The organism is Methylobacterium litchii (assembly GCF_038442315.1).
GTDB lineage: Bacteria > Pseudomonadota > Alphaproteobacteria > Rhizobiales > Beijerinckiaceae > Methylobacterium > Methylobacterium litchii.
Window position 1 is genome coordinate 105,370 of the sequence record NZ_JBBXMY010000005.1, and the last position, 25,908, is coordinate 131,277.

28 protein-coding genes are annotated in these 25,908 nt (G+C 70.7%); 7 read left to right on the plus strand and 21 right to left on the minus strand.

Annotated elements, in window-relative coordinates; translation table 11 throughout:
- Positions 1-47: 47 nt before the first annotated feature.
- The 3 genes from AAHF99_RS11565 to AAHF99_RS11575 are packed head-to-tail and all read right to left on the minus strand — an operon-like array spanning position 48 to position 2,024.
- Positions 48-713, minus strand: a complete 666-nt coding sequence (locus AAHF99_RS11565; protein WP_342164454.1) for a carbonic anhydrase — start codon at positions 711-713, stop codon at positions 48-50.
- A gap of 43 nt (positions 714-756) precedes the next feature.
- Positions 757-1,260 carry an NUDIX hydrolase gene (locus AAHF99_RS11570; RefSeq protein ID WP_342164456.1) on the minus strand — a complete coding sequence of 168 codons (504 nt, stop codon included), beginning with the start codon at positions 1,258-1,260 and terminating at the stop codon, positions 757-759.
- Positions 1,257-2,024, minus strand: a complete 768-nt coding sequence (locus tag AAHF99_RS11575) for a DUF429 domain-containing protein (RefSeq protein WP_342164458.1) — start codon at positions 2,022-2,024, stop codon at positions 1,257-1,259. The genes AAHF99_RS11570 and AAHF99_RS11575 overlap by 4 nt, the downstream gene beginning before the upstream one ends.
- 82 nt (positions 2,025-2,106) lie before the next feature.
- Here AAHF99_RS11575 and AAHF99_RS11580 point away from each other — a divergent pair, with 82 nt between their 5' ends.
- Positions 2,107-2,988: an HpcH/HpaI aldolase/citrate lyase family protein gene (locus AAHF99_RS11580; protein ID WP_342164459.1), complete on the plus strand. Its 882-nt coding sequence runs from the start codon at positions 2,107-2,109 to the stop codon at positions 2,986-2,988.
- Between the two features lie 4 nt (positions 2,989-2,992).
- On the plus strand, positions 2,993-3,460 hold the full coding sequence (gene dut, locus AAHF99_RS11585; RefSeq protein WP_342164460.1) for a dUTP diphosphatase: 468 nt from the start codon (positions 2,993-2,995) through the stop codon (positions 3,458-3,460).
- 108 nt (positions 3,461-3,568) lie between these two features.
- Here the strand turns inward: dut and AAHF99_RS11590 are convergent, their stop codons facing one another.
- Complete coding sequence (locus AAHF99_RS11590; RefSeq protein WP_342164461.1) at positions 3,569-4,444, minus strand: ATP-binding protein; 876 nt, start codon at positions 4,442-4,444, stop codon at positions 3,569-3,571.
- Between the two features lie 143 nt (positions 4,445-4,587).
- Between AAHF99_RS11590 and serS the strand changes: the two genes are divergently transcribed.
- Genes serS through AAHF99_RS11605 form a run of 3 tightly spaced genes read left to right on the plus strand, consistent with a single transcriptional unit; the run spans position 4,588 to position 7,312 of the window.
- Positions 4,588-5,907 (plus strand): serine--tRNA ligase, encoded by a 1,320-nt coding sequence (gene serS, locus AAHF99_RS11595; protein WP_342164462.1) that lies wholly within the window; start codon positions 4,588-4,590, stop codon positions 5,905-5,907.
- Positions 5,907-6,671, plus strand: a complete 765-nt coding sequence (gene surE, locus AAHF99_RS11600; protein ID WP_342164463.1) for a 5'/3'-nucleotidase SurE — start codon at positions 5,907-5,909, stop codon at positions 6,669-6,671. The genes serS and surE overlap by 1 nt, the downstream gene beginning before the upstream one ends.
- Positions 6,668-7,312 (plus strand): protein-L-isoaspartate O-methyltransferase family protein, encoded by a 645-nt coding sequence (locus tag AAHF99_RS11605; RefSeq protein ID WP_342164464.1) that lies wholly within the window; start codon positions 6,668-6,670, stop codon positions 7,310-7,312. The genes surE and AAHF99_RS11605 overlap by 4 nt, the downstream gene beginning before the upstream one ends.
- Before the next feature lie 62 nt (positions 7,313-7,374).
- Here the strand turns inward: AAHF99_RS11605 and AAHF99_RS11610 are convergent, their stop codons facing one another.
- From AAHF99_RS11610 to mfd, 12 genes are all read right to left on the minus strand, one after another.
- On the minus strand, positions 7,375-8,262 hold the full coding sequence (locus tag AAHF99_RS11610; protein ID WP_342164466.1) for a phytoene/squalene synthase family protein: 888 nt from the start codon (positions 8,260-8,262) through the stop codon (positions 7,375-7,377).
- The gene (locus AAHF99_RS11615) at positions 8,262-8,660 is read right to left on the minus strand and encodes an Mth938-like domain-containing protein (protein WP_342164467.1); all 399 of its coding nucleotides are present in this window, start codon (positions 8,658-8,660) and stop codon (positions 8,262-8,264) included. The genes AAHF99_RS11610 and AAHF99_RS11615 overlap by 1 nt, the downstream gene beginning before the upstream one ends.
- A gap of 11 nt (positions 8,661-8,671) precedes the next feature.
- Positions 8,672-9,613, minus strand: a complete 942-nt coding sequence (gene secF / locus AAHF99_RS11620) for a protein translocase subunit SecF (RefSeq protein ID WP_342164468.1) — start codon at positions 9,611-9,613, stop codon at positions 8,672-8,674.
- Positions 9,614-9,692: 79 nt separating this feature from the next.
- On the minus strand, positions 9,693-11,297 hold the full coding sequence (secD, locus tag AAHF99_RS11625; protein WP_342164469.1) for a protein translocase subunit SecD: 1,605 nt from the start codon (positions 11,295-11,297) through the stop codon (positions 9,693-9,695).
- Between the two features lie 103 nt (positions 11,298-11,400).
- Complete coding sequence (gene yajC / locus AAHF99_RS11630; RefSeq protein WP_243952871.1) at positions 11,401-11,739, minus strand: preprotein translocase subunit YajC; 339 nt, start codon at positions 11,737-11,739, stop codon at positions 11,401-11,403.
- A gap of 213 nt (positions 11,740-11,952) precedes the next feature.
- Positions 11,953-12,453, minus strand: a complete 501-nt coding sequence (locus AAHF99_RS11635; RefSeq protein ID WP_342164471.1) for a cupin domain-containing protein — start codon at positions 12,451-12,453, stop codon at positions 11,953-11,955.
- Positions 12,454-12,625: 172 nt separating this feature from the next.
- Positions 12,626-13,786: a tlde1 domain-containing protein gene (locus AAHF99_RS11640; RefSeq protein WP_342164473.1), complete on the minus strand. Its 1,161-nt coding sequence runs from the start codon at positions 13,784-13,786 to the stop codon at positions 12,626-12,628.
- A gap of 168 nt (positions 13,787-13,954) precedes the next feature.
- Positions 13,955-15,256, minus strand: a complete 1,302-nt coding sequence (locus tag AAHF99_RS11645; RefSeq protein ID WP_342164474.1) for an AmpG family muropeptide MFS transporter — start codon at positions 15,254-15,256, stop codon at positions 13,955-13,957.
- A gap of 59 nt (positions 15,257-15,315) precedes the next feature.
- The gene (locus AAHF99_RS11650) at positions 15,316-15,681 is read right to left on the minus strand and encodes a metal-sensitive transcriptional regulator (protein WP_342164475.1); all 366 of its coding nucleotides are present in this window, start codon (positions 15,679-15,681) and stop codon (positions 15,316-15,318) included.
- Positions 15,682-15,775: 94 nt separating this feature from the next.
- Positions 15,776-16,627 (minus strand): manganese catalase family protein, encoded by an 852-nt coding sequence (locus AAHF99_RS11655; RefSeq protein WP_342164476.1) that lies wholly within the window; start codon positions 16,625-16,627, stop codon positions 15,776-15,778.
- A gap of 176 nt (positions 16,628-16,803) precedes the next feature.
- Complete coding sequence (locus AAHF99_RS11660; RefSeq protein ID WP_342164477.1) at positions 16,804-17,124, minus strand: GIY-YIG nuclease family protein; 321 nt, start codon at positions 17,122-17,124, stop codon at positions 16,804-16,806.
- A 213-nt stretch (positions 17,125-17,337) separates the two neighbouring features.
- On the minus strand, positions 17,338-20,934 hold the full coding sequence (gene mfd, locus AAHF99_RS11665) for a transcription-repair coupling factor (protein ID WP_342164478.1): 3,597 nt from the start codon (positions 20,932-20,934) through the stop codon (positions 17,338-17,340).
- A gap of 161 nt (positions 20,935-21,095) precedes the next feature.
- On the opposite strand from mfd, the gene AAHF99_RS11670 reads away from it, so the two are divergent.
- Together AAHF99_RS11670 and AAHF99_RS11675 are read left to right on the plus strand one after the other, a co-directional pair.
- Entirely contained in the window at positions 21,096-21,374 is a 279-nt protein-coding gene (locus AAHF99_RS11670; protein ID WP_243952877.1) for a BrnT family toxin, read from the plus strand.
- A complete protein-coding gene (locus AAHF99_RS11675; protein ID WP_342164480.1) occupies positions 21,358-21,705 on the plus strand; it encodes a BrnA antitoxin family protein in 348 nt (115 codons plus the stop codon). Before AAHF99_RS11670 ends, AAHF99_RS11675 begins: the two co-directional genes overlap by 17 nt.
- A gap of 6 nt (positions 21,706-21,711) precedes the next feature.
- Here the strand turns inward: AAHF99_RS11675 and AAHF99_RS11680 are convergent, their stop codons facing one another.
- From AAHF99_RS11680 to AAHF99_RS11700, 5 genes are all read right to left on the minus strand, one after another.
- A complete protein-coding gene (locus AAHF99_RS11680; protein WP_342164481.1) occupies positions 21,712-21,951 on the minus strand; it encodes a hypothetical protein in 240 nt (79 codons plus the stop codon).
- 11 nt (positions 21,952-21,962) lie between these two features.
- Positions 21,963-22,259: an FAD assembly factor SdhE gene (locus tag AAHF99_RS11685; protein ID WP_243952880.1), complete on the minus strand. Its 297-nt coding sequence runs from the start codon at positions 22,257-22,259 to the stop codon at positions 21,963-21,965.
- Positions 22,260-22,331: 72 nt separating this feature from the next.
- Positions 22,332-24,266: a selenocysteine-specific translation elongation factor gene (gene selB / locus AAHF99_RS11690; protein WP_342164483.1), complete on the minus strand. Its 1,935-nt coding sequence runs from the start codon at positions 24,264-24,266 to the stop codon at positions 22,332-22,334.
- Between the two features lie 65 nt (positions 24,267-24,331).
- Positions 24,332-25,321: an ABC transporter substrate-binding protein gene (locus tag AAHF99_RS11695; RefSeq protein ID WP_342164485.1), complete on the minus strand. Its 990-nt coding sequence runs from the start codon at positions 25,319-25,321 to the stop codon at positions 24,332-24,334.
- On the minus strand, positions 25,322-25,822 hold the full coding sequence (locus AAHF99_RS11700) for an ABC transporter substrate-binding protein (protein WP_342164486.1): 501 nt from the start codon (positions 25,820-25,822) through the stop codon (positions 25,322-25,324).
- Positions 25,823-25,908 lie beyond the last annotated feature (86 nt).

Here is a 25,908-nt window from a genome sequence, read left to right on the forward strand (position 1 = left end):
ACACAAAAACGGGGGAGCGGCCGAAGCCGCCCCCCTCTCTCGTACTCTCAGTTGCAGGCGATGGTGTCGGAGGGGCGCAGCGCCCGGCCCGTCCCGTCGGTCGCCGGGCCAAAATCGCCGGTCTCCGGATCGCGCACCAGCAGCACGCCATTGGCGATGCCGAAATGCGCCCCGTGGAGGGTCAGCTCGCCGGTCTCCACCGCCTCCTTCACGAAGGGGAAGGTCAGCAGGTTCTCGATGCTCTGGCTCACCATCGCGTGCTCCAGGCGGGTGAGGTAGTCGGGCGCGCTCGAATCGCCGGCCTTGGCCTCGGCCGGGGCGACGAGGGAGGTCCACTTGCCGATGAAGTTGCCCTTCGACAGCGGCTCCGCCTTCGTGGCGTAGGCTTTGATGCCACCGCAGGTGGCGTGGCCGAGCACGACGATGTGCTTCACCTTCAGCCCCACCACCGCGAACTCGATGGCCGCCGAGGTGCCGTGGTAATCGCCGCCGGTCTCGTAGACGGGCACGATGTTGGCCACGTTGCGGATGACGAACAATTCGCCCGGCCCGGCGTCGAAGACCGCCTCCGGGGCGACGCGGCTGTCGCAACAGCTGATCACCAGAACCTCGGGGGCTTGGCTCGTGGCCAGCTCCTTGAAGCGGCGGCGCTCCTCCGGGAAACGACCCGACAGGAACGAGCGGTAACCTTCGGTGAGGTTGTGGGGGAACATGGGCTCTCCTCTTCTCATGAGTTAATTTGCTGCGACTGCGAAATCAGCGGTTGTGCCAGTTCAGAACGCGCGAAACCGGCGGAGTCATCCCGGACACCAGGTGCGCGACGACACCCGCAAGGCCCGCCGGCTCGATCCGCTGGTCGGTGGCCTCGAGTTCGGCGAGGGTCCACCAGCGGGTGCCGACCAGGGGATTGTCCTCGGTCTCGGCCAGCCGGCTCGTGTCGACCCGGTCATCGGGCAGGCGAACGACGAAGTAGCGCTCCCGGGCGTCGCGGGATTGCTTGAACAGGTGGAACGGCCCGTCGCAGGAGGCGACCTGCGGTCCGATCGTGGCGTCGTCCCGGCCGATCTCCTCGCCGAGTTCGCGGGCGCAGGCGGTGACGTGGTCCTCCCCCGGCTCCAGCCCGCCGCCGGGCATGAACCAGAAATGGAGCGGCCCCCCGTCCGGCCCCTTGGCGTGGACGGAGACGTACTCGATCAGCAGCACCCGGTCGGCGGGATCGAGGACGATGGCGCGGGCGATGTGGCGGATGGGCAGGCTCATGCGGGACGATCTAGGGCGACGCTTGCCCCCGTCACCGGAGCCGGCGCCCAGATGACCACCGGCAGGCCGAACGCATCGCGTTCCGGCGGATCGGGGAGGGGCTGCGCCCGGCTGAGGAGGATGTCGCGGGCGGTGACGAGGCTGGCGAGGGCATCGAGATGGTCGTCGGCGGGCACGCCCGGCGAACGCGCCGCGATCAGCACCTCCGGCAGGCCGGCTTCCGCGAGGAGCCTGCGGCGGAGCGCGAGGCCCTCGTGCCGGCGCGGCCCCTTCTTCGGCAGGCCGAGGGGGCGCAAGCCGTTGAGGGCGTGGAAGGCCACCTCCGGGTGGACCTCGTGCAGCCGCTCCCGCAGGTCCGGCCGGTCGCGCAGGAGCGTATCCACCTCGCGGACATAGCGGAATATGTTCCAGCCCTGGATCGAGGGGGCGAAGGGCGGCTCGCTGCCCGCCCGCGACAGGGCCTTGGCGGTCTCGTAATCCGGCGCATAGACCGCCACGCGCGGCGGCATCGGGAAGACCGAGGCGCGGGCGGGCCCGAGGCGGGCGCGGGCCGCGCGGTCGGCGCCTCGCCCGCCGCCGAGGATGCGCTCCGGCAGGCCGATGGGCACGTCGATCCCGGCGATGCAGGGCACCTCCGGCCCGTCGAGGAGCGCCGCAACCGAGTCGAACAGCCCGCAGCGGAAGCGCTCCGGGTCGTCGCAATCCATCAGCGCCCCCGCCCAGGCCCCCCGGCACCCGTCGAGACCCGCGATCCACCGCGCCATTCCGGTGCCCCCTCCTTGCCCGAAGCGGACGCGCCCGCTATGCGCCCGACTGGACGGGGCCGTCCGTCGGGGGAGATCCATCATGAGCGAGATCCGTCCGCGCCGCAGCGTCCTCGCCATGCCCGGCGCCAACGCACGGGCCCTGGAGAAGGCCCGCTCCCTCCCCGCCGACGTCATCCTGATCGACCTGGAGGACGGCACCGCCCCCGCCGCGAAGGCGGCGGCGCGCGAATCGGTGGCGGCAGCGGTCGCCGCCCGGGGCTTCGGCGCCCGCGAGGTGGTGGTGCGGATCAACCCGCCCGAGACGGAGGACGGCGAAGCCGACCTCGCCGCGCTTGCCGCCGCCGCGCCCGACGCGGTGCTGGTGCCCAAGGTGAAGACCTCCGATGCGCTGATCGCGGTGGGCTCACGCCTGCGCCGGCTCGGGGCGCCGGCCTCCACCCGCGTCTGGGCGATGATCGAGACGCCGATGGCGGTGGTGAACGCCGCCGAGATCGCCAGCGCCGCCCGCGACGTGGATGCGCGGCTCTCGGCGCTGGTGGTGGGCCCGAACGACCTCCTGAAGGCCGGGCGCATCCCGCCGCCGGGCCGCGCCGCCCTGGTGCCGTGGCTGATGCAGGTGCTCGCCGCCGCCCGCGCCTACGAGATCGAGGCGATCGACGGCGTCTACACGAACTTCAAGGACGAGGCCGGCTTCGAAGCCGAGTGCCGCCAGGGCCGGGAGCTGGGCTTCGACGGCAAGATGCTGATCCACCCGAGCCAGATCGGCCCGGCCAACGCCGCCTTCGCCCCCGATCCGGAGGAATTGGCCCTGGCCCGCCGCATCGCCACCGTGTTCGACGCGCCGGAGAACCACGGGCTCGGCGTCGTCGCCATCGAGGGGCGGATGGTCGAGCGGCTGCATGTCGAGGCGGCGCGGCGGCTCATCGCCATGGCCGAGGCCATCGATCGGCTCGGCGCCTGAGCCGATGGGCGATCTGCCCTCCGTCGGGATCCGCCTCCTCGACGACAGGCTCTCCGGCTGGGGCTTTCCGCGATGGGGCTCGGCCAGCGCCGCCGGCCTCGATCTGCACGCCTGCCTCGACGCGCCGCTCACCCTCGACCCCGGCGCCCCCGCCGCCCTGATCCCGGCGGGCTTTTCCGTGCTGATCCGCGACCCCGATTGGTGCGGCCTCGTGCTCCCCCGCTCCGGCCGGGGCCACCGCGACGGGCTGATCCTCGGCAACGGCACGGGGGTGATCGACGCCGATTACGAGGGGCCGCTGATGGTCTCGGCTTGGAACCGCGCGGGCGCGCCGGTGCGGATCGAACCCGGCGAGCGCATCGCGCAACTGGTCTTCACGCGCATCGCCCGCCCCGCCCTCACGATGCTCGACGGCGACGAGACGTCGGGCTCCGGGCGCGGCACCGGCGGTTTCGGCTCGAGCGGCCGATAGGAGGATCCCAAAGGACCCCGTCCTTTGGTGGGGTCCAGGGGCAAAGCCCCTGGAAGACGCAGGGCTTGAGCCCCGCACCCGCCGGAGGGCTCGCCCTCCGGCCCCGTCTCAGTCCAGCGCCTGGCCGAGACGCCCCGCCAGATCCTGGATGTACTGGAACGCCGTCCGGCCGGAGCGATGGCCCCGGGTGGTGGCCCATTCCAACGCCTCGGCGCGCAGGCGCTCGGGGGCGACCTCCAGGCCGTAGCGGGCGACATAGGCGTCGATCATCGCGAGGTACTCGTCCTGGCTGCACTTGTGGAAGCCGAGCCAGAGGCCGAACCGGTCGGAGAGGGAGACCTTCTCCTCCACCGCCTCGCCGGGGTTGATCGCCGTCGAGCGCTCGTTCTCCACCATGTCCCGCGCCAGAAGGTGGCGGCGGTTCGAGGTGGCGTAGAACAGCACGTTGGCCGGGCGGCCCTCGATGCCGCCGTCGAGCGCGGTCTTCAGGGACTTGTAGGAGGTGTCGTCGGCATCGAACGACATGTCGTCGCAATAGACCAGCCAGCGGTGCGGATCGGGCCGGAGTAGGGCCATCAGGTCGGGCAGGGCCTCGATGTCCTCCCGGTGGATCTCCACGAGCTTCATCGGCCGCGCGCCCGCCGGGCGGCGGGCGTTGATGTCGGCATGGGCCGCCTTCACCAGGGAGGACTTGCCCATGCCGCGCGCGCCCCAGAGGAGGGCGTTGTTGGCCGGCAGGCCCCGGGCGAAGCGCTCGGTGTTCTCGACCAGGATCTCCCGCGCCCGGTCGATGCCGGTGAGCAGCGCCATGTCGACATGGGCCACCTGCGGCACCGGCACCAGCCGCCGCTCCGGCCCCCAGAGGAAGGCATCCGCCGCGTCCGGATCGAAGGCCGGCGGGGCAGGGGGCGCGGCGCGCTCCAGGGCGGTGGCGATGCGCTCCAACAGGGGCATCAGGGCGTCGAGCGAGGTAGGGCTTGTCATGATGTCGGTCGGGATCGTGCGGAGGTCCCGCCTCCATAAGGCGGCGGCCACCGAAAGGCACGCCCGCTTGTCCCGCCCGGCGCGATGCGGCAAAGCGGGGCCAGCGCGGGCCACATTCCAGTGACCCCACCCGAGCCGATCCGATGCACGACATCCGCGCCATCCGGGAGAACCCGGACGCCTTCGACCGCGACCTCGCCCGCCGGGGCCTGAGCCCCCTTTCGGCTGAGCTGATCGCCCTGGACGAGGCGCGCAAGGGTGCGGTCTCAGCCGCCCAGGCGAACCAGGAGCGCCGCAACGCGCTGGCCAAGGAGATCGGCGGCGCCAAGAAGGCCAAGGACGAGGCGCGCGCCGCCGCGCTGATGGCAGAGGTCGCCGCCCTCAAGGAGGCCGGGCCGGACCTCGACGCCGCGCAGGGCGAGGCCGCCAAGGCGCTGGACGTGCGCCTCGCCGCCATCCCCAACCGCCCCAAGGCGGACGTGCCGGAGGGCGCCGACGAGCACGGCAACGTCGAGTACCGCAGCCACGCCTCGACCCGCGAGCGGCTGAGCGAGGGCAAGGAGCATTTCGAACTCGGCGAGGCCATGGGCCTCATGGATTTCGAGACTGCTGCCAAGCTCTCCGGCTCGCGCTTCGTGGTGCTCAAGGGCCAGCTCGCCCGGCTGGAGCGGGCGCTCGGCCAGTTCATGCTCGACCTGCACACGCAGGAGCACGGCTACACCGAGGTCGCCCCGCCGATCATGGTGCGCGACGAGGCGATGTTCGGCACGGCGCAACTGCCGAAGTTCGAGGACGACCAGTTCGCGGTGCTCGATGGCGAGGCCCTGCGTGGGGCCGCTACCGGCGAGCAGCCCCGGCGCTGGCTCGTCCCCACGGCGGAAGTCCCGCTGACCAACCTCGTCCGCGAGTCGATCCTGCGCGAGGAGGAACTGCCCCTGCGCTTCACCGCGCTCACCCCGTGCTTCCGGGCCGAGGCCGGGGCGGCGGGGCGGGACACGCGCGGGATGCTGCGCCAGCACCAGTTCAACAAGGTCGAGCTGGTCTCGATCACGACCCCCGAAAACTCCGCCGACGAGCACGAGCGGATGCTCACCTCTGCCGAGGCGGTCCTGAAGAAGCTCGATCTGCCCTACCGGGTGATGACCCTCTGCACCGGCGACATGGGCTTCGCGTCCCAGAAGACCTACGACATCGAGGTCTGGGTGCCGGGCCAGCGGACCTACCGGGAGATCTCGTCCTGCTCGGTCTGCGGCGATTTCCAGGCCCGGCGGATGAACGCCCGCTACCGGGGCAAGGACGGCAAGCCCGCCTTCGTGCACACCCTCAACGGCTCGGGCGTGGCGGTCGGCCGCGCGCTCATCGCCGTCCTCGAGAACTACCAGAACCCCGACGGGAGCGTCACGGTCCCGTCCGTGCTCGTGCCCTACATGGGCGGCCTCCACCGGATCGAAGGACCCCGCTGATGCGCATCCTCGTCACCAACGACGACGGCATCCACGCCCCGGGGCTCGCCACCCTGGAGGAGATCGCCCGCGAACTCTCGGACGACGTCTGGGTGGTGGCGCCGGAGAGCGACCAATCCGGCGTCTCGCACTCGCTCTCGCTGAACGACCCGCTCCGGCTGCGGCAGGCGGGGGAACAGCGCTTCGCGGTGAAGGGCACGCCCTCCGATTGCGTGATCCTCGGCATCCGCCACATCCTGGCGGAGAAGGGGCCGGACCTCGTGCTCTCGGGCGTGAACCGGGGCCAGAACGTCGCCGAGGACGTGACCTATTCAGGCACCATCGCGGCGGCCATGGAGGGGACGATCCTCGGCGTGCGCTCCATCGCCCTGAGCCAGGCCTACGGCGCGGGCGGGCGGCAGGCCCTGAAATGGGATTGCGCCAGGAGCCACGGGGCGAAGGTGGTGCGCAAGATCCTCGACACGGGGATCGAGCCGGGCATCCTCGTCAACGTGAACTTCCCCGATTGCGAGCCGGACGAGGTGCAGGGCATCGCCGTGGCCGCGCAGGGCTTCCGCAATCAGGCGCTGCTCTCCATCGACGCCCGCGTCGATGGGCGCGGCAACCCGTATTTCTGGCTGGCCTTCGCCAAGGCGCGGTTCGAGCCGGGCCACGGCTCGGATTTGAAGGCCATCGCGGAGAAGCGCATCTCGGTGACGCCGCTGCGCCTCGACCTCACCGACGAGCCGACGCTCACCCGCTTCGCCCAGGCCTTCGCGGAATGACCACGGCGCGGGACGAGGCGGGCTCCATCGGCGACGCCGCCTTCGTCCTCGCGCTGCGCGAGAAGGGCCTCCGGGACATCGCCGTGCTGCGGGCGATGGAGCGGGTACCGCGCGGGACCTTCGCCCCGGCGGCGCACCGGGAGCAGGCGCGGTGGGACATCGCCCTGCCGCTGCCCTGCGGCGCCACCATGACGGCCCCCTCGTCGGTGGCGGCGATGCTGACGCGGCTCAAGCTCGAACCCGGCCAGCGGGTGATGGAGATCGGCGCGGGCTCCGGCTACGTCACGGCGCTCCTCGACCGCCTCGGGGCGGGGGCGGTGCTGAGCCTGGAGCGCTACCGCACCCTCGCGGAGGATGCCGCCGCGCGCCTCGCGGACCTGCCCGGGGTCCATGTCGTCCAGGCCGACGCCCTGGCGCCGTCCCTGCCGGATGGCGGGTTCGACCGCATCCTCGTCAACGGCTGCGTGGAGGCGGTGCCGGAGCACTGGCTCGCGGCCCTGGAACCGGGCGGCCACCTCGTCACCGGCCTGACCGTGGACGGCCAATGCCGCCTCGCCGTGGTCGCGGCGGACGGAACGCGTGAGACCGGCCCGGCGCTGCGCCTCGCCACCCTGATGCCGGGGCTGGCGCGGGTGCTCTGAAAGTCCGGGGTTCCCAAAGGGCCGCGCCCTTTGGCGGGTGCAGGGCAGCGCCCTGCGGCCCCTTACCGGATCGTCCGCGAGGCCCGCCACAGGCGCCACACCCGGCGCCAGCGCGGCAGGTCCACGGCGGTGTTGAGAGGGTCGTAGGAGGTCCGGTCCATCGCCGTGAGGTAGGGCTCCACCAGCGCCATGGGCAGGAAGGCCGTGCGGGCGGCGGGGGCGATGGTCGGGCGACCGGCCTCGTAGGCGGCGAGGTGTCGGCGGGCGAGGTCGCGCAGGTCCGCGCAGGCGCCGCGCAGGCCGGGGCCGCCGCGTCCGGTCACGATGTCCTCGCGGGTCACGCCGTGGCGGCCGAGGATGTCGGCGGGGAGGTAGACCTGCCCCGCGCGGGAATGCCAGGGCAGGGCGCGCAGCAGGCCGGTGATGCCGTAGGCGACGCCGGCATGCCCGGCCGCCGCCGCGCCGCCGGGCTCGGCGCCGCCGCCGATGATCAGGCTCGCGATGCGGAACAGCGCCGAAGCGGTCTCGCCGCAATAGCCCTCAAGGTCGTTCACCCGGGGCATCGGGTCCTCGTAGAGGTCGAAGACGCGGGCGTCGATCAGGTCGACGAAGGGCTGGCGGCTCAGGCGGTTGGCCTTGATCGCCTCCTCCAACGCCGCCGCGACGGGGTTGGCCTTCACGTCGCCCCGCGCCTCGCCCTGCAGGGCGTCGCGCCACCATTGCAGGCGGATCTCCCCCGCCATCGGGTTCGAGGCGGCCTCGCGCACCCGCGCGACGGTGAGGCTGAAGGCATAGAGGGCGAAGAGATGCGGCCGGGCGGCGGCGGGCGCGAAGAGGGTGGCGAGGTAGCGATCAGGGTCGCCCTCGCGCACTAGTGCCTCGCAATGGCTCTGCGCGAAGGGCAGCCCGGTCTCGGCCGTCGTTGCCTGATCCCGCGCCGCCTCCGCCATCAGGCGACCGCGATCAGCGCGGCGGCAACCTTGCGGTTCTCGGCCACCAGGATGTTGTAGGTCCGCGCGGCGGCCCCCGTCTGCATCACGTCGAGGCCGACACCCGCATCCTTCAGCCAGCCGCGCAGGGCGGGGTCGATCGCCGCGATATCGAGCCCCGTGCCGACGAGCAGCAGCTCGATGTCCCCGGCCTCGGCCTGGACCGGACGGAGCGACGTCCGGTCGATCTCGCGGGGGGCATCCACGGGCCACGCGCGCACGCCGGAGGGCAGGAGCAGGATCGAGCCGCGATGCGACATCCCGGCGAAGCGGAAGCCGCCATTGCCGTAGGTGTCGATGATGTGCCGCCCCGGCACGAAGCCGGAATCGAAATTTGCCGGAGGCGCCTGCTCTGCCATGCCCTTGAGGACTACTCCGCCGGTTGCGGGAGGCCGGACCGCTCGGAAGCCGCCCGGGCGCCCGACAGCATCAACCCGAGATAGATCAACACCGGAGTCGAGATGAAGATCGCCGAATAGGTGCAGATCAGAACGCCGCAGAGCATCACCACGGCGAAGCCGTTGATCGCCTCGCCGCCGAACAGCACCAGCGCCAGCAGCGACAGGGCCGAGGAGATCGAGGTCATCACCGTGCGCGACATGGTCGAGTTGATCGATAGGTTGAGCAGTTCGACGGTGGGGATGGTCTTGTAGCGCCGCATGAGTTCGCGGGTCCGGTCGAACACCACCACCGTCTCGTTCAGGGAGTAGCCGACGATGGTGAGGATCGCCGCGATCGAGGTCATGTTGAACTCGATCCGGGTGATGATGAACACGCCGACCGTCAGCACGATGTCGTGCAGGGTGCCGACGATGGCGCCGAGCGCCAGCTCCCGCTCGAACCGGAACCACAGGTAGAGCAGCACCGCGATGACCGAGAGCACGACGCCGATCGTGCCCGACTGGACGAGCTCGCCCGAGACGCGGGGGCCGACCGTCTCGGTGCGGCGGAAATCGTAATCCTGGTCGAAGGCGGCGTGCGCCTTGTTCATCACCGCCGTCTGGCCCTGCTCGCCGCTCTGCAGCGGCAGGCGCACCAGCACGGTGCCCTGGTTACCCAGTTCCTGCACCTCGGGCTCGCCGTAGCCGAAGGCGGCCGCCGTGTGGCGGATGGCGGCGACATCCGCCTTGCCCGACTTCGCCTGAAGCTCGACCAGGGTGCCGCCTTTGAAGTCGATGCCGAAGTTCAGACCGACGGTGAGGAACAGCACCACCGTCGCCAGCGACAGCAGCGCCGAGAGCGGGAAGGTGAAGCGCCGGAATCGCATGAAGTCGAAATGCGATTCATCGGGCCAGAGGCGAAGCAGGCGCATGGTGTCGGACCTAACGTGCGGAGGATGTCAGCGGCACCGGCTCATCGAGCCGGCACGGGGCGCGACCTCTTCCCGAGAATCAGAACGGCAGGGCCTTCGGCCTGAACGTCTTGTACCATAGGGCGATCATCATCCGCGTGAGGGTCACGGCGGTGATGACGGTGGTGAGGATGCCGAGGATGAACACCACGGCGAAGCCCTTCACCGGGCCGGAGCCCATGAAGAACAGGATCAGGGCCGCGATGGCCATGGTCGAGTTCGAGTCGATGATCGTCGCGAAGGCGCGGTCGAAGCCGGCTTGGAGGGCCGAGATCAGCGAGCGGCCGGCGCGGGATTCCTCGCGCATGCGCTCGTAGATCAGCACGTTCGAATCGACCGCCGTGCCGATGGTGAGCACGATGCCCGCGATGCCCGGCAGGGTCATCGTGGCCTCGAGCACCGACATCAGGCCGAGGATCAGCCCGACGTGGACCATCAGGGCGATGTTGGCGATGAAGCCGAAGGTCCCGTAGGTCGCGAACATGAAGCAGACGACGAGGCCGGCGGCGACCAGCGTCGCGAGCTTGCCCGCCTCGATCGAGTCGCGGCCCAGCCCCGGCCCGACGACGCGGCGCTCCACCACGGTGAACTTGGCGGGCAGCGCGCCGGCCCGGAGCAGGACCGCGAGGTCGTTGGCCTGCTGCACGGTGAAGTTGCCGGTGATCTGGCCCGAACCGCCGGTGATCGCCGAGCGGATGACGGGGGCCGAGACCACCTCGTTGTCGAGGACGATGGCCATCGGGCGGCCGATGTTCTCGCTCGTCGCCTGCCCGAAGCGCTGGGCGCCGCGCAGGTTGAACTTGAAGCTCACCATCGGCTCGTGGCTCTGCTGGTCGAAGGCGGGCTGCGCGTCGGTCAGCTCGCTGCCGTCGGCCATCACCCGGCGCTCCACCGGCACCTTGGCGCCCTTGCCGTCCTTGGAGGGCAGCATGTCCACGTCGCCCGAGGGGCTGTCGGCCAGCATGCGGAATTCGAGCTTGGCGGTGGAGCCGAGGAGCTTCTCCAACCGCTCCGGGTTCTGCTCGCCCGGCACCTGGATCAGGATGCGCTCGGCGCCCTGCTGCTGGATCGAGGGCTCGGTCGTGCCGGTCGAATCGAGACGGCGGCGGATGACCTCGATGCCCTGGCTCACGGCCCGGCGGGTACGGTCGACGATGCCGGCATCGGTGAGGGTCAGGCGCACCACGCCGCCCGGCTGCTCGGTGACGTCGAGGGTGCGGGCCCCGGTCTGGCCGATGGCGGTGGCGATGGGCGCGGCGAGGTCGCGCAGCTTCGGCAGGACCTTAGCCCGCGCCGCGTCGTCCGTCACCTTCACCTGCACGCCGCGCTGGAGCAGCTGGATGCCGCCGTCGGCGCGGACGCTCTCCTGCTGGAGGACGCGGCGCACGTCGTCGCGCAGGGACTTGGCCTGCGAGGCGACCAAGTCGTTCTGATCGACTTCGAGGAGCAGCTGCGAACCGCCCTGGAGGTCGAGGCCGAGCACGATGGCCCGGGTCGGCACGATCCAGTGCGGGAACCACGGCGGCAGGCTCGCGAGGAAGCCCTTCCGCTGCTCCGGCGAGAAGAAGCTCGGCACGGCGAGCGCCAGCCCCACCAGGATGATCGCGAGGGTCGCGGCGATCTTCGCACGGGAGAAGCGCAACATCGGCGAATCGTTTCTCTTGATTGGCCGGCGGCTTGCACCGGCCTCCTCATGTGATGCCCGAACGGAACGGCCGCCTCAGGCGGCCCGTCTCACGCAGCCATCCTCACGCAGCTTTGGCGGGGCCGCCCTTGGCGCGGACCTCGGAGATCATCGAGCGCACGACCCGGACGCGGACGTTCGGGGCGATCTCGACCTCGATCTCGGGCTGGTCGTCCTGGGCCTTCACCACCCGGCCGACGAGGCCGCCATTGGTGACGACGGTGTCGTCCCGGCGCACGGCCTTGATCAGCGCCTGATGGTCCTTGACCCGCTTCTGCTGCGGCCGGAGGATCAGGAAGTACATGATCACGAAGATCAGGACGAAGGGGATCACCTGGAAGGCGATCTCCGCTCCACCGGCGGCGGTCGCGCCGGCCCCTTGCGCGAAAGCGGGGGTGATCAACGTGCATCTCCTGCGTCTGGAAGGCCGGCCCGCCCCCGAACGCGAGGTCGTCTGAGCAGGGGGGAGGCCCGGCGAAAAGCGGCCGGACTATAGCCAGCGACCTCCCGAAAGCAACGGCATGAACGGTGCCGCCCACGCGGAAACGGCTCCGAATCTCCCTGCGGAGGCGCGAAGCCGTTACAAATGGTCACGTCTTCGCGGGATTCCGGTCCCTCAGCCGAGGACCAGGGCGCGGACCTGCCGCAGCCAGCGCATGGGCGCCTCGACCGTCGAGGGCGAGCGGTGCTTGAGGATCGCCGACTTCAGCAATTCCTGCGGCACTTCCCAGGTCTGCACCGCGCCTTGCGGGAAATGCGCCACGTCCCCCACGGTCAGGTGGTGGCGTGTGCCGTCCGCGTCGGTCACGAAGACCTCGCCCTTCAGGATCGTGATGATCTCGTCGGACCTGTGCGTCCAGTTGAAGGTGCCGGCGCTCACCCGCCACAGGAAGACCTGCGCGCCGTCATCCTCGGTACGCGACACCTCCGCCGCCTCGGCGACGGGGTTGCCGGCCACGACCCACTGCGCCGGGATCGGCGAAGGCTGGAACGTGGCGGCCTTCGGCCGGATGGCCGTGCTCGTGAGGGTGCGCCCGCCCTCGTAGATCCGCGCTTCGGCATAAGCCCCGGCGGCGGCAAGCGAGAACAGGGCGGTGGCGAGGATGATCTTCTTCACGGCACGTTTCCGCGTTCGTCGGAAACATTCCTGCAACGCGGCGGCAACATTGGCCAGCACTTTTTCGCTCAGAACGTGCGATGACGTGAGAAATCACCTCTATCCACAGCACGGAATGAATTTTTATTGATCGTTTCCGCAATTCATTAAGCATTCGCGTCGCGCAGAAGGCTTAACGACCCCGGTCGGCGAGATCGATCCGGGGCGAGCGGTTGCCGGCCACCACGACGAGGCGGCGCACTTCGCCGCGCAGGTAGGCGCGCAGGAAGCGGTCGTAATCGCGGAACACGACGCAGCCGTTCGAGGCCCCGGGCTGGGCGCGCAGCATGTAGGTGTGGGCGAGGATGCCGTCGCGGCCGTGGATCGCGCTGCTGCCGCCCACGGGGGTCAGGCGGATCGCCCGGACGCCGTGGAACGGTGCCTCGCGCTCCCGCATGTCGTAGGTGCCGGGCGGCGTGGCGCCGCGCATCCGCACGTGCACGTAGCGCGGGTCGTCCATCAGGTTGCCGTAGCCGGAATGGGCCTCCAGCACCTCGCCGCTGGGCAGCGTCACCGTGCTGGCGCTGATGTCGTAGACCGCCGTGCCCTCCGAAGTGCTGACGGAGGGGCTCGGGATGAGGCGGCCGCGCGACGGGGCGACCGCGTCGGGGTTGGCATAGGCGAGGGCCTGCGGCGCGCCCTGGCCGGAGGAAGTCGCGTTGCCGCCGCCGAACAGGCGTTCGAGGAACGAGGGCTCCTCGGCGATGGCGGCCCGGAACACGTCGCGGGTGCGGGGCAGGGCGCGGCGGGCGGCGATCCGCACCGGCGCCTGGGGGACCGCCTGCACCGGAGCCTGGGCCTGAGCCTGCACTGGAGCCTGAGTCTGCACCGGACCGGGAAGGGCGGCGGGGCGGCGGACGGGCAGCGGCACGAGGGTCGGATCGGCTGAGGCGACCCGGCGGACCGGCGTCACGGCGGCGGGGGTCGGGAGGCGGGCGGGCGCGGCCTCGGCAACGAGGGACGGGCGCAGGCTCGCCGGGGCGCTCGTGTTCAGGGCCAGGACCGGCAGGTCGCGGACGAAGCCGGCGGCGGCCTCGGCTCCGAGGATCGGCGCCGGGGCGAAGACCCAGGCGAGGTCCGACCGGAGCCGCAAGGCCGGGGCGGGCGTCGGCGCCTGGGCTTGGGCCTGGGCCTGGACTTGGGCTTCTTCCTGCGCCGGAACGGTGAGGCGGGTCTCGCCCTCCGCGCGGTTCAGGACCGTCCAGCCCGCCGCCGCCACGGCGGCGAGGCAGGCGAGCGCCGGCAGCTTCGAACGCCGATGACGCGGGCGGCGGGCATACGCGATGCTGGACATGACGTGACTGGGCCCTGCTCGCCCCGTCGGGCAGCCGCCGTCCGTCGCCGCGGAACGCATCCGCGCACGTCGGCCGGGCAGGCCGGAACACCCGTTCGGGAAAACTCAACCGTGGCGATTAAGCGGGGATCAGGGTTAATCTCCGGCTAAGACCGGAGCGGAATCCGCTCAGGCCTCCATCGGCCCGTGCTGGCGCGCCACGTACACGCAGAGGGCGGCCACCGGCAGGCCGATGAGCGAGGTGCCCGCGAAGAACAGCGGGAAGCCGGTCTCCTCGATGACGAAGCCCGAGAAACCCGCGAGCACGCTGCCGGGCAGGGCGCAGAGCGAGGTGAGCAGGGCGTATTGGCTCGCCGCGTGCTGCGAATCCGACAGGCGCGACATGTAGGTGATGAGCACGATGGAGGCGAAGGCGTAGGCGAACCCGTCGATGCCGACGCTCATCGCGAAGGTCGAGAAGGCCGCGCCGCCATGGCCGCCGTGCCACGCGAGATAGGCCAGCGCGAGATGCGAGGCCGAGGCCGCCACCGTCCCGATCAGCAGGCTCGCCATCATCCCGACCCGCTGGATGATCGCACTGGCGAGGAAGGTGCCGGCCAGCGCGATCCAGAAGCCGAACAGCTTCGTCACGGTGGCGATGTCGGTGTTCGAGTAGCCGAGCTGCTTGAACAGCGGGATCGCCATGGCGTTCGAGACGTAGCCGGGCATCCGGAACCCGGCCACCAGCAGCAGGACCGGCACGGCGAGCGGCCCGAGCCGGGCGAGGAGGTCGCGGATCGGCGCCCAGATCGTCTCGACGAGCCCCGCGCGGGTGGGCTGCCCCTCCGTCGAGGGCTCGGGGGCCAGGAGCGCGGCGATGGTGCCGGGCGCCATCAGCGCGGCCATGCAGAGATAGGCGACGCGCCAGCCATAGGCATCGGCGAGGTAGAGCGCCCCGGCGCCCGCCGCGAGGTTGCCGCAGCGGAAGCCGATCTCGGCCCAGGACGACATCAGCGCCTGCCGCTCCAGCGGGGCCACGGCGATGCGCCAGCCATCGACCACGATGTCCTGCGTCGCCCCCGCGACGCCGAGCGCCAGGGAGAAGGCCACCGTCCAGGCGAGCCAATGGGCGGGGTCCCCGAACGCGACGCCCGCGAGCGCGGCCGCCACGGCGATCTGCGCGGCGACGATCCAGCCCCGCCGCCGCCCGAGGAGGCGCCCGAGGAGGGGCGGATCGTAGCGGTCGAGGAAGGGGGCCCAAAGGAACTTGAACTTGTAGGCGATGGTCAGTTCGCTCATCAGGCCGATGGTCGCCAGCGGCACCTTCGCCTCGCTGAGCCACGCCGATTGCGTCGCGTAGACGAGGAGGAACGGCATCCCCTGCGCGAAGCCGAGGCCCAGCACCGCCGCCACGCGGATATCGGTGAAGAGCGGCGCGAACAGGCCCGGCTTGTCGGCCGGCGCCGTCCCGGCCCGCATCGTATCCGCCATCGCACCATCCCCCGCCGGGCGGAGAGAGCCAGACTCAGGCTCCGGTTGCAACGGTCAGGCTAAGTGTCGAGCCGCATCGCCGCCCGCAGGACACGGGTGACGTCGGCGAGCGCCACGTCCTCGGAGGTCTCGGGGTCGGCGGCGATCTTCACGCCGGCCGTGACATGCTGGGCGATGATCGCCATGGCGACCTCGCGCAGCGCCGCCGTCATGGCGTTGATCTGCTGCACTTCATCGAGGCAGTAGCGGTCCTCCTCGATCATCTTGCGCAGACCCCGGACCTGGCCCTCGATCCGGTTCAACCGCTGGATGAGGGGACGCTTGGCCGCCGCGCCCCGCTTCAGCAGGATCCGGTCGCCGACCACATCACCCCGGATATCGTCTCCGGTCTCGTTTACAGTCTCGTCTACGGTCTCGCGCGACATCCCCGCCCCGTTCGGAAAGTTCGAGCCTCCGTATCATAGGTTGAAACAAGACGCGGAGCCGCCGCCCGGCACGCACCGGGCGGCGGGGTGGGGCTTACATCTGCTCGGTCTGGGCGCCGCTGTCGGGCCGGGCCGGGCCGAGGACGGGCTCTTCGCCCAGGGGCTTGTTCTTGAACACGCTGTAGGTGCTCTTGCCGTCCAGCGACGGGCCCTGCGTCCAGCGTCCTTCCGGCGTCGTGCCGTCGACGGAACTGACGTAGAAGTTGTAGGCGTTCTCGCTGTCCTCCTTCTCCTGCGGGAAGGAGTTCGGGATCGGCAGGGCGCCCTGATGGCCGCCGAGTTCCTCGATCACCGCCAGCCACTGCTGCTGGTGCATCGTGTCCCGGGCGATCATGTAATGCAGCATGTCCTTCATGCCGGCATCGTGGGCGGCGTTGTAGAGGCGCACCGCCAGGACGCGGCCGGTGCTCTCGGCGGCGACGTTGCAGTACATGTCCGCCGCGAGGTTCCCGCTGGCGTAGATGTGGCTCATGTCGAAGGGCACGCCCTCGCAATTGGCGGGGAAGGCGGCCATGCCGGTCGAGAGGACGTGCCGGTGCAGCATGCCTTCGATGGTGTGGCGGGCGTTGCCCCCGCCCATGACGGCGCCGACGACGCCATCCGCCGCGCCCTCTTCCTGCAGGGCGGTCGGGGCGTTCTCGAGGTTCAGGGCGACGGCGGTCGCCAGCATCTCGATATGGCCCATCTCCTCGGTGGCGGTGTTGAGGAGCATGTCGCGGTACTTGGTCGACGGCCCCCGGGCGCCCCAGCCCTGGAAGAAGTACTGCATGCAGACCCGGATCTCACCCTCGATTCCACCGATCGCCTGCTGGAGCATGCGCGCGTAGATCGGATCGGGGTTTTCGACCTTCACGGGATACTGAAGGCGCTTGTCGAAATAGAACATGGAGGTTCCTCCCTGCGAAAGCGCAGCGGACCCGGACGATACTCAGGGGGAGTATCGTCCGGTCTCATGGGTTGAACCTCGCGAATCCGGGAAGGTTCGGTCGCGCCGGGGGAGAAAAGAGGAAAGATTGCGCCTTGCATCACCCACCTCGCCCTTCGAGGCTGCTGCGCTGCGCCTCAGGATGAGGTGGGTGTTAGGGAATGGCGTCGTGCGGCTGAGCGTTTGGCCAGCGTTTGGAGAGTGCCCCAATTGCCTGCGATCAGGGCCTCTTTCTTCGCGCGGCTCCATCCCTTGAGCCGCCGCTCTGCGGCAATGGCATCGGTGATGCGGTCGAAATGCTCGGCGTAGACGAGGGTCACAGGCCGGCGTTTGCTTGTGTAACCCTCGTACGTCCCTGCCTGATGCTCGCTCAGGCGCCGATCAAGGCTCTCACCACGGGCCGAACCGACATAGTAACTGCCGTCCGCACAACGCAGGATGTACACGAAGGCGCTCATAGCCCGATTCGTCCGATCACAGGACGAAAAGCTTAGCACGCCGTCTCTCGGCCCGTTCCCACCCACCCCCTCATCCTGAGGTGCGGCGAAGCCGCCTCGAAGGAGGCCTCCAGACAGAACTGCGATCCCTGGAGCCCTCCTTCGAGGCCCGCTGACGCGGGCACCTCAGGATGAGGGGAGTGGGTGGGGGAGAGCGTTGCGTCGCCCTGTCCCCTACGCCGCCTTCTTCCCCCGCCCGGCGATCTTCACGAGGTTGCGCAGCACGTCGGTGGCGATCTTCAGCCGCGATGGGACCGACGGCAGGTCGCGCACGAACACCACGCTCATGTCCGGCCGCACCTTCGCGAAGGAGGCCTGCTCCGCGACGAAGGCCACGAGGCCCTGCGGGTTCGCGTAGGACCGGTCGCGGAAGTGGACGACCACGCCCTTCGGCCCGGCCTCGACCTTCTCCACGTTGGCCTTGAGGCACAGGATCTTGATCGTGCCGATCTTGAGCAACTGCTCCACCTCCGGCGGCAGCGGCCCGAACCGGTCGATCATCTCGGCGCCGAAGGCCTCCATCTCGGCATCGTCCTGGATGGTGGCGAGCCGCCGGTAGAGGCCGAGGCGCACCGTCAGGTCCTCGACATACTCCTCCGGGATCGTGACCGGGGCGCCGAGCGCGATGGTCGGGGACCACGCCTCCTCCGGCACGTCCTCGATGCCCGCCTTGAGGGCCGTGACCGCATCCTCCAGCATCTGCTGGTAGAGTTCGTAGCCGACCTCCTTGATGTGGCCGGACTGCGCGTCGCCCAAGAGGTTGCCGGCGCCGCGGATGTCGAGGTCGTGGCTCGCCAACTGGAAGCCCGCGCCCAGCGTGTCGAGGCCCTGGAGCACCTTCAGCCGCTGCTCGGCCTGCGGGGTCAGTTGCCGCCCGGCGGGCGTCGTGAACAGGGCGTAGGCCCGCGCCTTCGAGCGCCCGACGCGCCCGCGCAACTGGTAGAGCTGGGCGAGGCCGAACATGTCTGCCCGGTGCACGATCAGCGTGTTGGCGGTCGGGATGTCGAGGCCGGATTCCACGATGGTCGTCGAGAGCAGCACGTCGAACTTGCCCTCGTAGAAGGCGGTCATGACGTCTTCGAGCTGCCCCGCCGCCATCTGGCCGTGGGCCACCGCGACCTTGATCTCCGGCATCTCTGCGTCGAGGAATTTCTTGACTTCGGCCAGATCCTCGATCCGCGGCACCACGTAGAACGACTGCCCGCCGCGATACCGCTCGCGCAGCAGCGCCTCGCGGATCGAGAGCGGGTCGAACGGCGTGATGAAGGTGCGCACCACCAGCCGGTCCACCGGCGGGGTCGCGATGATCGACAGTTCCCGCACCCCGGTCATGGCGAGTTGCAGGGTGCGCGGGATCGGCGTCGCCGAGAGGGTGAGGACGTGCACGTCCGCCTGCAGCGCCTTCAGCCGCTCCTTGTGGGAGACGCCGAAATGCTGCTCCTCGTCCACGATCAGCAGGCCGAGATCCTTGAACGCGATGTTCTTGGCGAGCAGCGCGTGCGTGCCGACGACGATGTCGACCGTGCCCGCCGCGAGCCCGGCGCGGGTCTGCTTCATGTCGGTCGATGAGACGAAGCGCGAGAGCTGCGCCACCTGCACCGGCAGGCCTTTGAAGCGCTCGGCGAAGGTCCGGTAATGCTGGCGGGCGAGCAGCGTCGTCGGCACGATCACCGCCACCTGCTTGCCGGCGATGGCGCAGGCGAAGGCGGCGCGCAGGGCGACCTCGGTCTTGCCGAAGCCGACATCGCCGCAGACCAGCCGGTCCATCGGGCGGCCGGCATTGAGGTCGTCGAGCACCGCGTCGATGGCGTTGGCCTGATCCTCGGTCTCCTCGAAGGGGAAGCGCGCGGCGAACTCGCCGTAGAGCCCCTCCGGTGCGTGGAGGACGGGGGCCTTCTTCACGAAGCGCTGCGCCGCGACCTTGATGAGCTCGCCCGCCATCTCGAGGATGCGGCGCTTCATCTTGGCCTTGCGGGCCTGCCACGCGCCGCCGCCGAGCCGGTCGAGGGCGACTTCCGAATCCTCCGAGCCGTAGCGGGTCAGGAGCTCGATGTTCTCCACCGGCAGCAGCAATTGGCCGCCGTTGTATTGCAGTTCGAGGCAATCGTGCGGGGCGCCCGCCGCATGGATCGTCTTGAGGCCGATGAACCGGCCGATGCCGTGGTCGGCATGGACGACGAGATCGCCGGGCTGGAGGGCCTGGACCTCCAGGATCACGTCCTGCGGGCGCTTGGCCTTGCGCTTCTGGCGCACCAGCCGGTCGCCGAGGATGTCGCCCTCGGACACGACCGCGAGTTCACCGACGGTGAAGCCAGCCTCCAGCCCCCACACCGCCACCGCCGTGTCGGTGCCGCGCTTGAGGGCGTAGACGTCCGCGAGCCGGGTGATCGCCACGGGCTTCCTAAGGCCGTGGTCGGCGAGCACGCCGCAGAGCCGGTCGCGGGAGCCGTCGGACCAGGATCCCAGGATCACGTGATGACCGGATCCCTGCAGGTCGCGGATATGGGCGACTGCCGCGTCGAAAACGGCGGCATGTTCGTCCGCCCGCTCGGGGGCGAAGCTCCGGCCGGGCTTGGCGCCGCAATCGATGACGGCGCGCGCCTCCGAATCCGGCTGATCGAAGGGCGTCATCCGCGCCACCGTGGCGGTGGCGAAGCGCTCCTTCAGTTCGTTCTGCATCAGGTAGAGGGCGCGGGGCGGCAGGGGCTTGTAGGGCGCCACGCCCGCCTGCGGGTTCTTGAGCGCGGTCTCGCGGGCCTGGAAGTAATCCTGCACCAGGGCGATGCGCTCGGCCGCCGCCTCCTCCACCTGCGGGTCGAGGAGGAGCGGCACCCCGGCGAGATAGTCGAACAGGGTGTCGAGCCGGTCGTAGAACAGCGGCATCCAGTGTTCGAGGCCGGCATAGCGGCGGCCCTCGCTCACCGTCTCGTAGAGCCGGTCGTCGCGGGTCGCCGCGCCGAAGCTCTGGATGTAGTTCTGCCGGAAGCGCCGGATCGTCTCGGTGGTGAGTTGCACCTCGCTCATCGGCACGAGGTCGAGGGAGCGGAGCTGCCCGGTGGTGCGCTGCGTCTCGGGATCGAAGGCGCGGATCGATTCCAGCGTGTCGCCAAAGAAGTCGAGGCGGATCGGGGCGGCCAAGCCCGGCGGCGACAGGTCGAGGATGCCGCCGCGCACGGCGTATTCGCCGGTATCGCGGACGGTGCCGGTGCGCAGGAAGCCGTTCGCCTCCACCCAGGCGACGATGTCGTCCATCTTCACGACGTTGCCGATGGCCGCCGAGAAGGTCTCGCGGGCGATGTGCGACTGGGGCGGCACCCGCTGCACCAGGGCGTTGATGGTGGTGCAGAGGATGCGCGGCCGCTCTTCGGACGAGCGCGTCCGCGCGAGCCGCGCCAGCGCCGTCACCCGCTGGGCGGCGACGCCGGTCGTCGGCGAGACCCGGTCGTAGGGCTGGCAGTCCCAGGCGGGCAGGGACATGATGTCGAGTTCGGGGGCGGCGAAGCCGAGCGCCGCCTGGAACGAGGCCGAGCGCCCCGAATCACGCGCCACGTGGACCAGCACCGCCGGCCCCTTGGCCTCCGGCGCGAGGGCGCGGGCGAGGTCGGCGGCCACGACGGCGTCGAACCCTTCCGGCACGCCCGCGAGCGTCGGGCTGTCGCCGCGCTTGAGCGCGTCCATGGCCTTGGCCAGGGCGGAGGATTTCGGCAGGGCGAAGCGGGCGGTCTGCTGTTTGGGGGCAGCCGGCTGCGGCTTCGGTTGAGGCTTGGCCATCGGGGCTCGTTCGCGGGATGTTCGTCCGCCGGGGCGGCGTCCACGGGTCAGGCGGGCGTTAGCCCATCGCGCCGCGCCGATCCAGGGTTCCGGATGCGCCTGCGGGCCGCAGCGGCCACATCGCTGGCGCGGGTATAGATTCGGGTATAGATGATGTGTTCATGGAACGGCTGTTCGGCTGCGATCCCGGCAAACGCCACCTTCTGCTGAGCGAGCGGCATCTCGACCTGCTCGACATGGCCGAAGTGTTTTCCGATCCCGACCGGCTCGACGTGGTCGATGCCCGGCGGGATTATGGCGAGGTTCGAAGGGTCACGGTCGGCGCGGCGTTGGGCGGCGTCTATACGGTCGTCTACACGATGCGCGGGCCGGTGACGTGGCTCGTCACCGCCTGGCCGGCCAACCGGAAGGAGCGGGCACGCTATGGCGAACGCCTCTGAGATCCTCTTCACCCGCCTGTCGGACGGCACGCTGCTGCGGCGCCAGCCGGACGGGTCCTATCGGCCCACGGAGGGCCGGAGCGATCACGCCAAGCTCGCCGCCCTGACCGAGGCGGAGATCGAATCCCTGGCGGCCTCGGATCCCGACCACCCTGCCCTGGACAACGATTTCTGGGACGGGGCGCTGGCGCCGGTGCCGGCGAAGGAGGCGATCTCGATCAAGCTCGACAGCGACGTGCTGCGCTTCTTCCGCCGGGACGGGCGTGGCTACCAGACCCGCATCAACGCCGTCCTCCGGCATTACATGCGGGCCAACGAGAACGCGGGCTGAGCGCCCTCACTCCTTCGCCATGATCTCCTGCAGGGCCATCTCCACCCGGCCGCGGAAGAACTCCGCGTTGGGCATGCCCTCCGTCATGGCGGCGGCGCGGCTGCCGGCTTGGCGCAGGATCTCGGCGCGCAGCGTCGGGTCGGAGCGTTCCAGCATCTCCAACATCACGCGCATCACCAGTTCGGTGGCGATGGAGCGGGCCGGGTGGTCGTAGGGGGCCTTCGGCACGGTGCTCTCCTCGCTCATCGCGGGCTCCCTCACGAGTGGATCGGCGCGTCGTGGCGGTGGAAGTCGCGCAGGCGCCGCCACACCGCCGTGTCGTAGTTCGAGGGCGTCTCGGCCTCACCGGTCAGCCACTTGAACAGGTCGCGGTCGGGCACCTCGATCAGCGCCTCGAACTCGTCGAGTTCGCTCTCGGACAGGTCGCCGATCTCCGCATCGGCGAAGCGGCCCATGATCAGGTCCATCTCGCGGATGCCCCGGTGCCATGCCCGGAACAGGGTGCGGCGGCGGCGGGGGTCGAGGTCGGCGCTCGTACGGGTGGTGCCGGACATGAGTCCCAAACCTTTCCGTTCACAAGGATGGCCCGTGAGATACGCCTGCGGGCCGGCGGTATCCAGTGCGCGTCAGGGCGCATCCGCGCCGAACAGGTCGCGCCAGCCCGTCCGCAGGCGCCGCCCGTCCGCGATCCGGGCGGTGAAGCCGACCGCGTCGAAATGTTCGAGCACCGGCATCGTCATGTTGCGGCCGATCCCGGCCGCCTCGCGAAACCGCCCCACGGTGAGCAACCCGTCCGGATGCTCCCCCGCCACCGCCTCGGCGATCCGGGCGAGGTCGGCCAGCAGCGGCGGCGGGAGGTAATAGGCCTTCGAGACCCGCCGCAGCCAGCCGATGCGCCCCACCTTGTCGAGGAGGGCGCGCACGGCCTCCGGCTCCCGCCCGAGGCGTTCGGCCAGGAGATGCAGGCGCGGCTGGTCGCGCCCGGCCGCCTCCACCACCGCGCGGATCTCCGCGTAGAGCGCCGCGTCGGCGGGGGCGAGGCGCGCCTCGTGGCCGGGCCGGTGGTGCAGGGCGCCCCGCCGGGCGAGCGCCCCGGCGCGGGTGAGCCCGTCGAGGACGAGGCGGGCGAGGGGCCGGTCGGCGGCGGACAGGTCGGCCGCGACCTCGTCCGCCGAGAGGCCGGGATTGTCGGGCTCGGCGGCGTGGCGCGCCTCGAACAGGGCGACGAGCCGCGCCTCCAGATCCGCCACCCGCGCGGCGGGGAAGGCGAGGCGCCCCGCCGCCGTGTCCACGACCCGCGCAGCGTGCTGGGTGAGCAGCCCGTCGAGGGCCGGCGGCGGGATGTTGCGCAGGCGGGCGAAGCGCCCGACATCGAGCCCCGCCGGCTCCGCATCGAGCAGCGCGGCGAGGGCGGCTCCATCCTCGGGCTCGGCCAGGGCGGCGAGGACGGCCCGGCGGGCGGGGAGCCAGGCTCCCCGGCGGGGCCCGTCGGCGTCGATCACCCGGCCGCCGCCGATCGTTCGTGAGGCGGAGGCTTCGCGTAGGACGAGGCGGTCTCCGGTGAGGGCATGCAACGGCGCGTCGAGGGCGATCCGCGCGAAGGCCTCGCCCCCCGGAAGAATCGCGGGCGCCTCGGGGGCGAGGAGCACCCGGCCGGTCACGCCGGCCGCGCCACAATGGACCTGCACCGCCGCCCGGTGGCGCAGGGGCCGGGCCTCCCCCGGCAGCAGGCGGATCCACGCGTCGAGGCGCGTCGCCGTGCCGGACAAAGCGGGGGCGAGCGCCCACTCGCCCCGATGGATGTCGTCGCGCGACAGGCGCGGGCCGGTGAGGTTAAGGGCGCAGCGCTCGCCGGCCCGGCCCTCCGCCGCGACCTCGCCCTGGGCATGGATGCCGCGCACCCGCGCCTCGATGCCCTTTGCCGAGACCAGCACCCGGTCGCCGACCCGCACCGTGCCGGCATGGACGGCCCCCGTCACCACGAGGCCTGCGCCCGGCAGGGTAAAGCAGCGGTCGATGGCGAGGCGAAAGCCCCGCTCGGATTCGGCCCCGCGCGGGGCCGCCCCGTCGCCGGTCTCCTCCAGCCGGGCCAGCACCTCCGGGATGCCGGCGCCGGTGAGGGCGGAGCAGGGCAGGATCGGCGCTCCGGCGAGGCCGGTGCCGGCGAGGAGGGCGCGCACGGCCTCGGTGACGGCGGCGATCCGCTCCGGCCCGGCCCGGTCGGCCTTGGTGAGGGCGACGATCCCGCGCGAGAGGCCCAGCAGGTCGAGGATGGCGGCGTGCTCGCGGGTCTGGGGCATCACGCCGTCGTCGGCGGCCACCACGAGGAGGGCGCAATCGACCCCCGTCGCCCCCGCCACCATGGTGCGCACCAGCCGCTCGTGCCCCGGCACGTCCACGAAGCCGAGGGAGAGGGCGCCCCGGCGGGCATAGGCGAAGCCGAGATCGAGGGTGATGCCTCGGGCCTTCTCCTCCGGCAACCGGTCGGCATCGATTCCGGTCAGCGCCTTCACCAGCGCCGTCTTGCCGTGGTCGATATGCCCCGCCGTCGCGACGATCATTCTTCTTTGGACTTCGCGTCGTGAATGGGAGGGGCGGCGCAGGGACGAACCCGCGCCGCCTCGTGTCAGGCCTTGATCCGGGTCTCGGCCAGTTCCGACATGCAGGTGTCGTAGGGCGTGAACTCGACCCGGTCCGACACCGCGAACAGGGTGAAGGGCGAGTACAGAAACAGGGCCTTGGCCTCGTCCTGCAGGTAGCGCTCCACCTCCCGCACCACGCCCTCTTGCGCCGCCGGCTCTGCGGTGTGCAGCAGCTTGTCGTAGAGGGCGTCGAAGGCGGGATCCTCCGGGCCCTGGCGCAGGGTCGCGTCCTTGCCGAAGAACTCCCGGTGGACGCAGGCGATCGGATATTGCGGCGTCCAGTCGAAATACCATTCGAGCTTGACGTCGAAATCCTCCGGCAGGTCGCCCCGGTCGCTGACGAACCGCGCCGAGAGGCCGATCTCCGCGAGGTTCCGGCCGATGGCCTCGACCACGCCCGTCCAGGCGGGGGACGCGACGAACACGAGCGCCCGGCCCCCGAGCCCCGCCTTCTCCAGCACCGCCTTCGCGGCCTGGGGATCGTGCGGGAACGGTTTCAGGCCGGGATCCGCGCCGTAGCGGCCGGGCTGGATGAAGGCCGGGATCACCGTGCCGTAGCCGTGCGCCCCCTGGTCGAGCACCGCCTGCCGGTCGATGGCGAGGTTGAGCGCCCTTCGCACCGCCGGGTCGCGCCAGGGCGAATCCGGCCGGTTCTCGTTGAAGACGCCCGTCAGGATCGTCTTGGCTTTCTTGGTCTGGATCTTCCCCTTGTCGCTCGCCGGGAAGGCCTTCGCCTCGTCCGGCGTCAGGTCGAACACCACGTCGACGCGGCCGTCACCGGCCGCCACCGACTTGATGCCCTCCGCCTTGCCGATGACGTTGTCGTAGACGATGCGGACGCTCGGCCTGCGGGCCGGGTTCCAGTAGGTCGGGTTGGGCTCCATCACGACCCTGTCGGAGCGGGAATCGATCAGCGAGACACCCTCGGTGAGCACGAACGGGCCAGTCCCCCACGGACCGGGCGCGTCGATCACTCACCAATGGCCTTCGGCCGATCCCGTCTTCGGGTCGATGAAGCCCCACTCGTTCCAGAACCGCGTCGAGGGCAGGTGCATGCCCCGCAGCTTCATCAGCGCGGCGGAATCGCCGCCGGGGAAGCGCATGCGGATCGTGCGGTCGTCCACCGCCTCGCAGGCCACGTCGCGGGCGAAATTCAGGAAGGCCCCCGGCGGATGCGGGTTGGTCCATTCCTGCACCTTGTCGAAGCCGAGCTTGAACATGCCGGCATCGAAGCGCTCGCCATCCTGGTAGACGGCCTCGCGCATCGTCAGTTCGAGGGTCTCCCCGTCGAGCCAGCGCCAGGATTTGGCGAGGCTCGGCTGGCCGATCCCCTCGTGATCGACCCGGTTGGCCTCCTCCATCGTGTTCCAGGTGATGGAGAGCCAGTTCACCGGCGACGGATCGACCACCGTCACCGTGTTGTGGGGGCCGAAGGCGCCGCCGCCTCCGGGATCCCCGGTCGCATGCGTGTCCATGCTTCCTCCTGTCATCGCCCGCATGGCGTGCGGGACGCCCGCCGGATTGGCGGTGCGCAACCTATGATAGAGCGCAATCGGTCGCG

Coding starts and splice junctions, on each gene's coding strand:
- AAHF99_RS11565 (WP_342164454.1), bottom strand. CDS start 713: ATGTTCCCCCACAACCTCACCGAAGGTTACCGCTCGTTCCTGTCGGGT.
- AAHF99_RS11570 (WP_342164456.1), bottom strand. CDS start 1,260: ATGAGCCTGCCCATCCGCCACATCGCCCGCGCCATCGTCCTCGATCCC.
- AAHF99_RS11575 (WP_342164458.1), bottom strand. CDS start 2,024: ATGGCGCGGTGGATCGCGGGTCTCGACGGGTGCCGGGGGGCCTGGGCG.
- AAHF99_RS11580 (WP_342164459.1), top strand. CDS start 2,107: ATGAGCGAGATCCGTCCGCGCCGCAGCGTCCTCGCCATGCCCGGCGCC.
- dut (WP_342164460.1), top strand. CDS start 2,993: ATGGGCGATCTGCCCTCCGTCGGGATCCGCCTCCTCGACGACAGGCTC.
- AAHF99_RS11590 (WP_342164461.1), bottom strand. CDS start 4,444: ATGACAAGCCCTACCTCGCTCGACGCCCTGATGCCCCTGTTGGAGCGC.
- serS (WP_342164462.1), top strand. CDS start 4,588: ATGCACGACATCCGCGCCATCCGGGAGAACCCGGACGCCTTCGACCGC.
- surE (WP_342164463.1), top strand. CDS start 5,907: ATGCGCATCCTCGTCACCAACGACGACGGCATCCACGCCCCGGGGCTC.
- AAHF99_RS11605 (WP_342164464.1), top strand. CDS start 6,668: ATGACCACGGCGCGGGACGAGGCGGGCTCCATCGGCGACGCCGCCTTC.
- AAHF99_RS11610 (WP_342164466.1), bottom strand. CDS start 8,262: ATGGCGGAGGCGGCGCGGGATCAGGCAACGACGGCCGAGACCGGGCTG.
- AAHF99_RS11615 (WP_342164467.1), bottom strand. CDS start 8,660: ATGGCAGAGCAGGCGCCTCCGGCAAATTTCGATTCCGGCTTCGTGCCG.
- secF (WP_342164468.1), bottom strand. CDS start 9,613: ATGCGCCTGCTTCGCCTCTGGCCCGATGAATCGCATTTCGACTTCATG.
- secD (WP_342164469.1), bottom strand. CDS start 11,297: ATGTTGCGCTTCTCCCGTGCGAAGATCGCCGCGACCCTCGCGATCATC.
- AAHF99_RS11640 (WP_342164473.1), bottom strand. CDS start 13,786: ATGTCCAGCATCGCGTATGCCCGCCGCCCGCGTCATCGGCGTTCGAAG.
- AAHF99_RS11645 (WP_342164474.1), bottom strand. CDS start 15,256: ATGGCGGATACGATGCGGGCCGGGACGGCGCCGGCCGACAAGCCGGGC.
- AAHF99_RS11650 (WP_342164475.1), bottom strand. CDS start 15,681: ATGTCGCGCGAGACCGTAGACGAGACTGTAAACGAGACCGGAGACGAT.
- AAHF99_RS11655 (WP_342164476.1), bottom strand. CDS start 16,627: ATGTTCTATTTCGACAAGCGCCTTCAGTATCCCGTGAAGGTCGAAAAC.
- AAHF99_RS11660 (WP_342164477.1), bottom strand. CDS start 17,124: ATGAGCGCCTTCGTGTACATCCTGCGTTGTGCGGACGGCAGTTACTAT.
- mfd (WP_342164478.1), bottom strand. CDS start 20,934: ATGGCCAAGCCTCAACCGAAGCCGCAGCCGGCTGCCCCCAAACAGCAG.
- AAHF99_RS11670 (WP_243952877.1), top strand. CDS start 21,096: ATGGAACGGCTGTTCGGCTGCGATCCCGGCAAACGCCACCTTCTGCTG.
- AAHF99_RS11675 (WP_342164480.1), top strand. CDS start 21,358: ATGGCGAACGCCTCTGAGATCCTCTTCACCCGCCTGTCGGACGGCACG.
- AAHF99_RS11680 (WP_342164481.1), bottom strand. CDS start 21,951: ATGAGCGAGGAGAGCACCGTGCCGAAGGCCCCCTACGACCACCCGGCC.
- AAHF99_RS11685 (WP_243952880.1), bottom strand. CDS start 22,259: ATGTCCGGCACCACCCGTACGAGCGCCGACCTCGACCCCCGCCGCCGC.
- selB (WP_342164483.1), bottom strand. CDS start 24,266: ATGATCGTCGCGACGGCGGGGCATATCGACCACGGCAAGACGGCGCTG.
- AAHF99_RS11700 (WP_342164486.1), bottom strand. CDS start 25,822: ATGGACACGCATGCGACCGGGGATCCCGGAGGCGGCGGCGCCTTCGGC.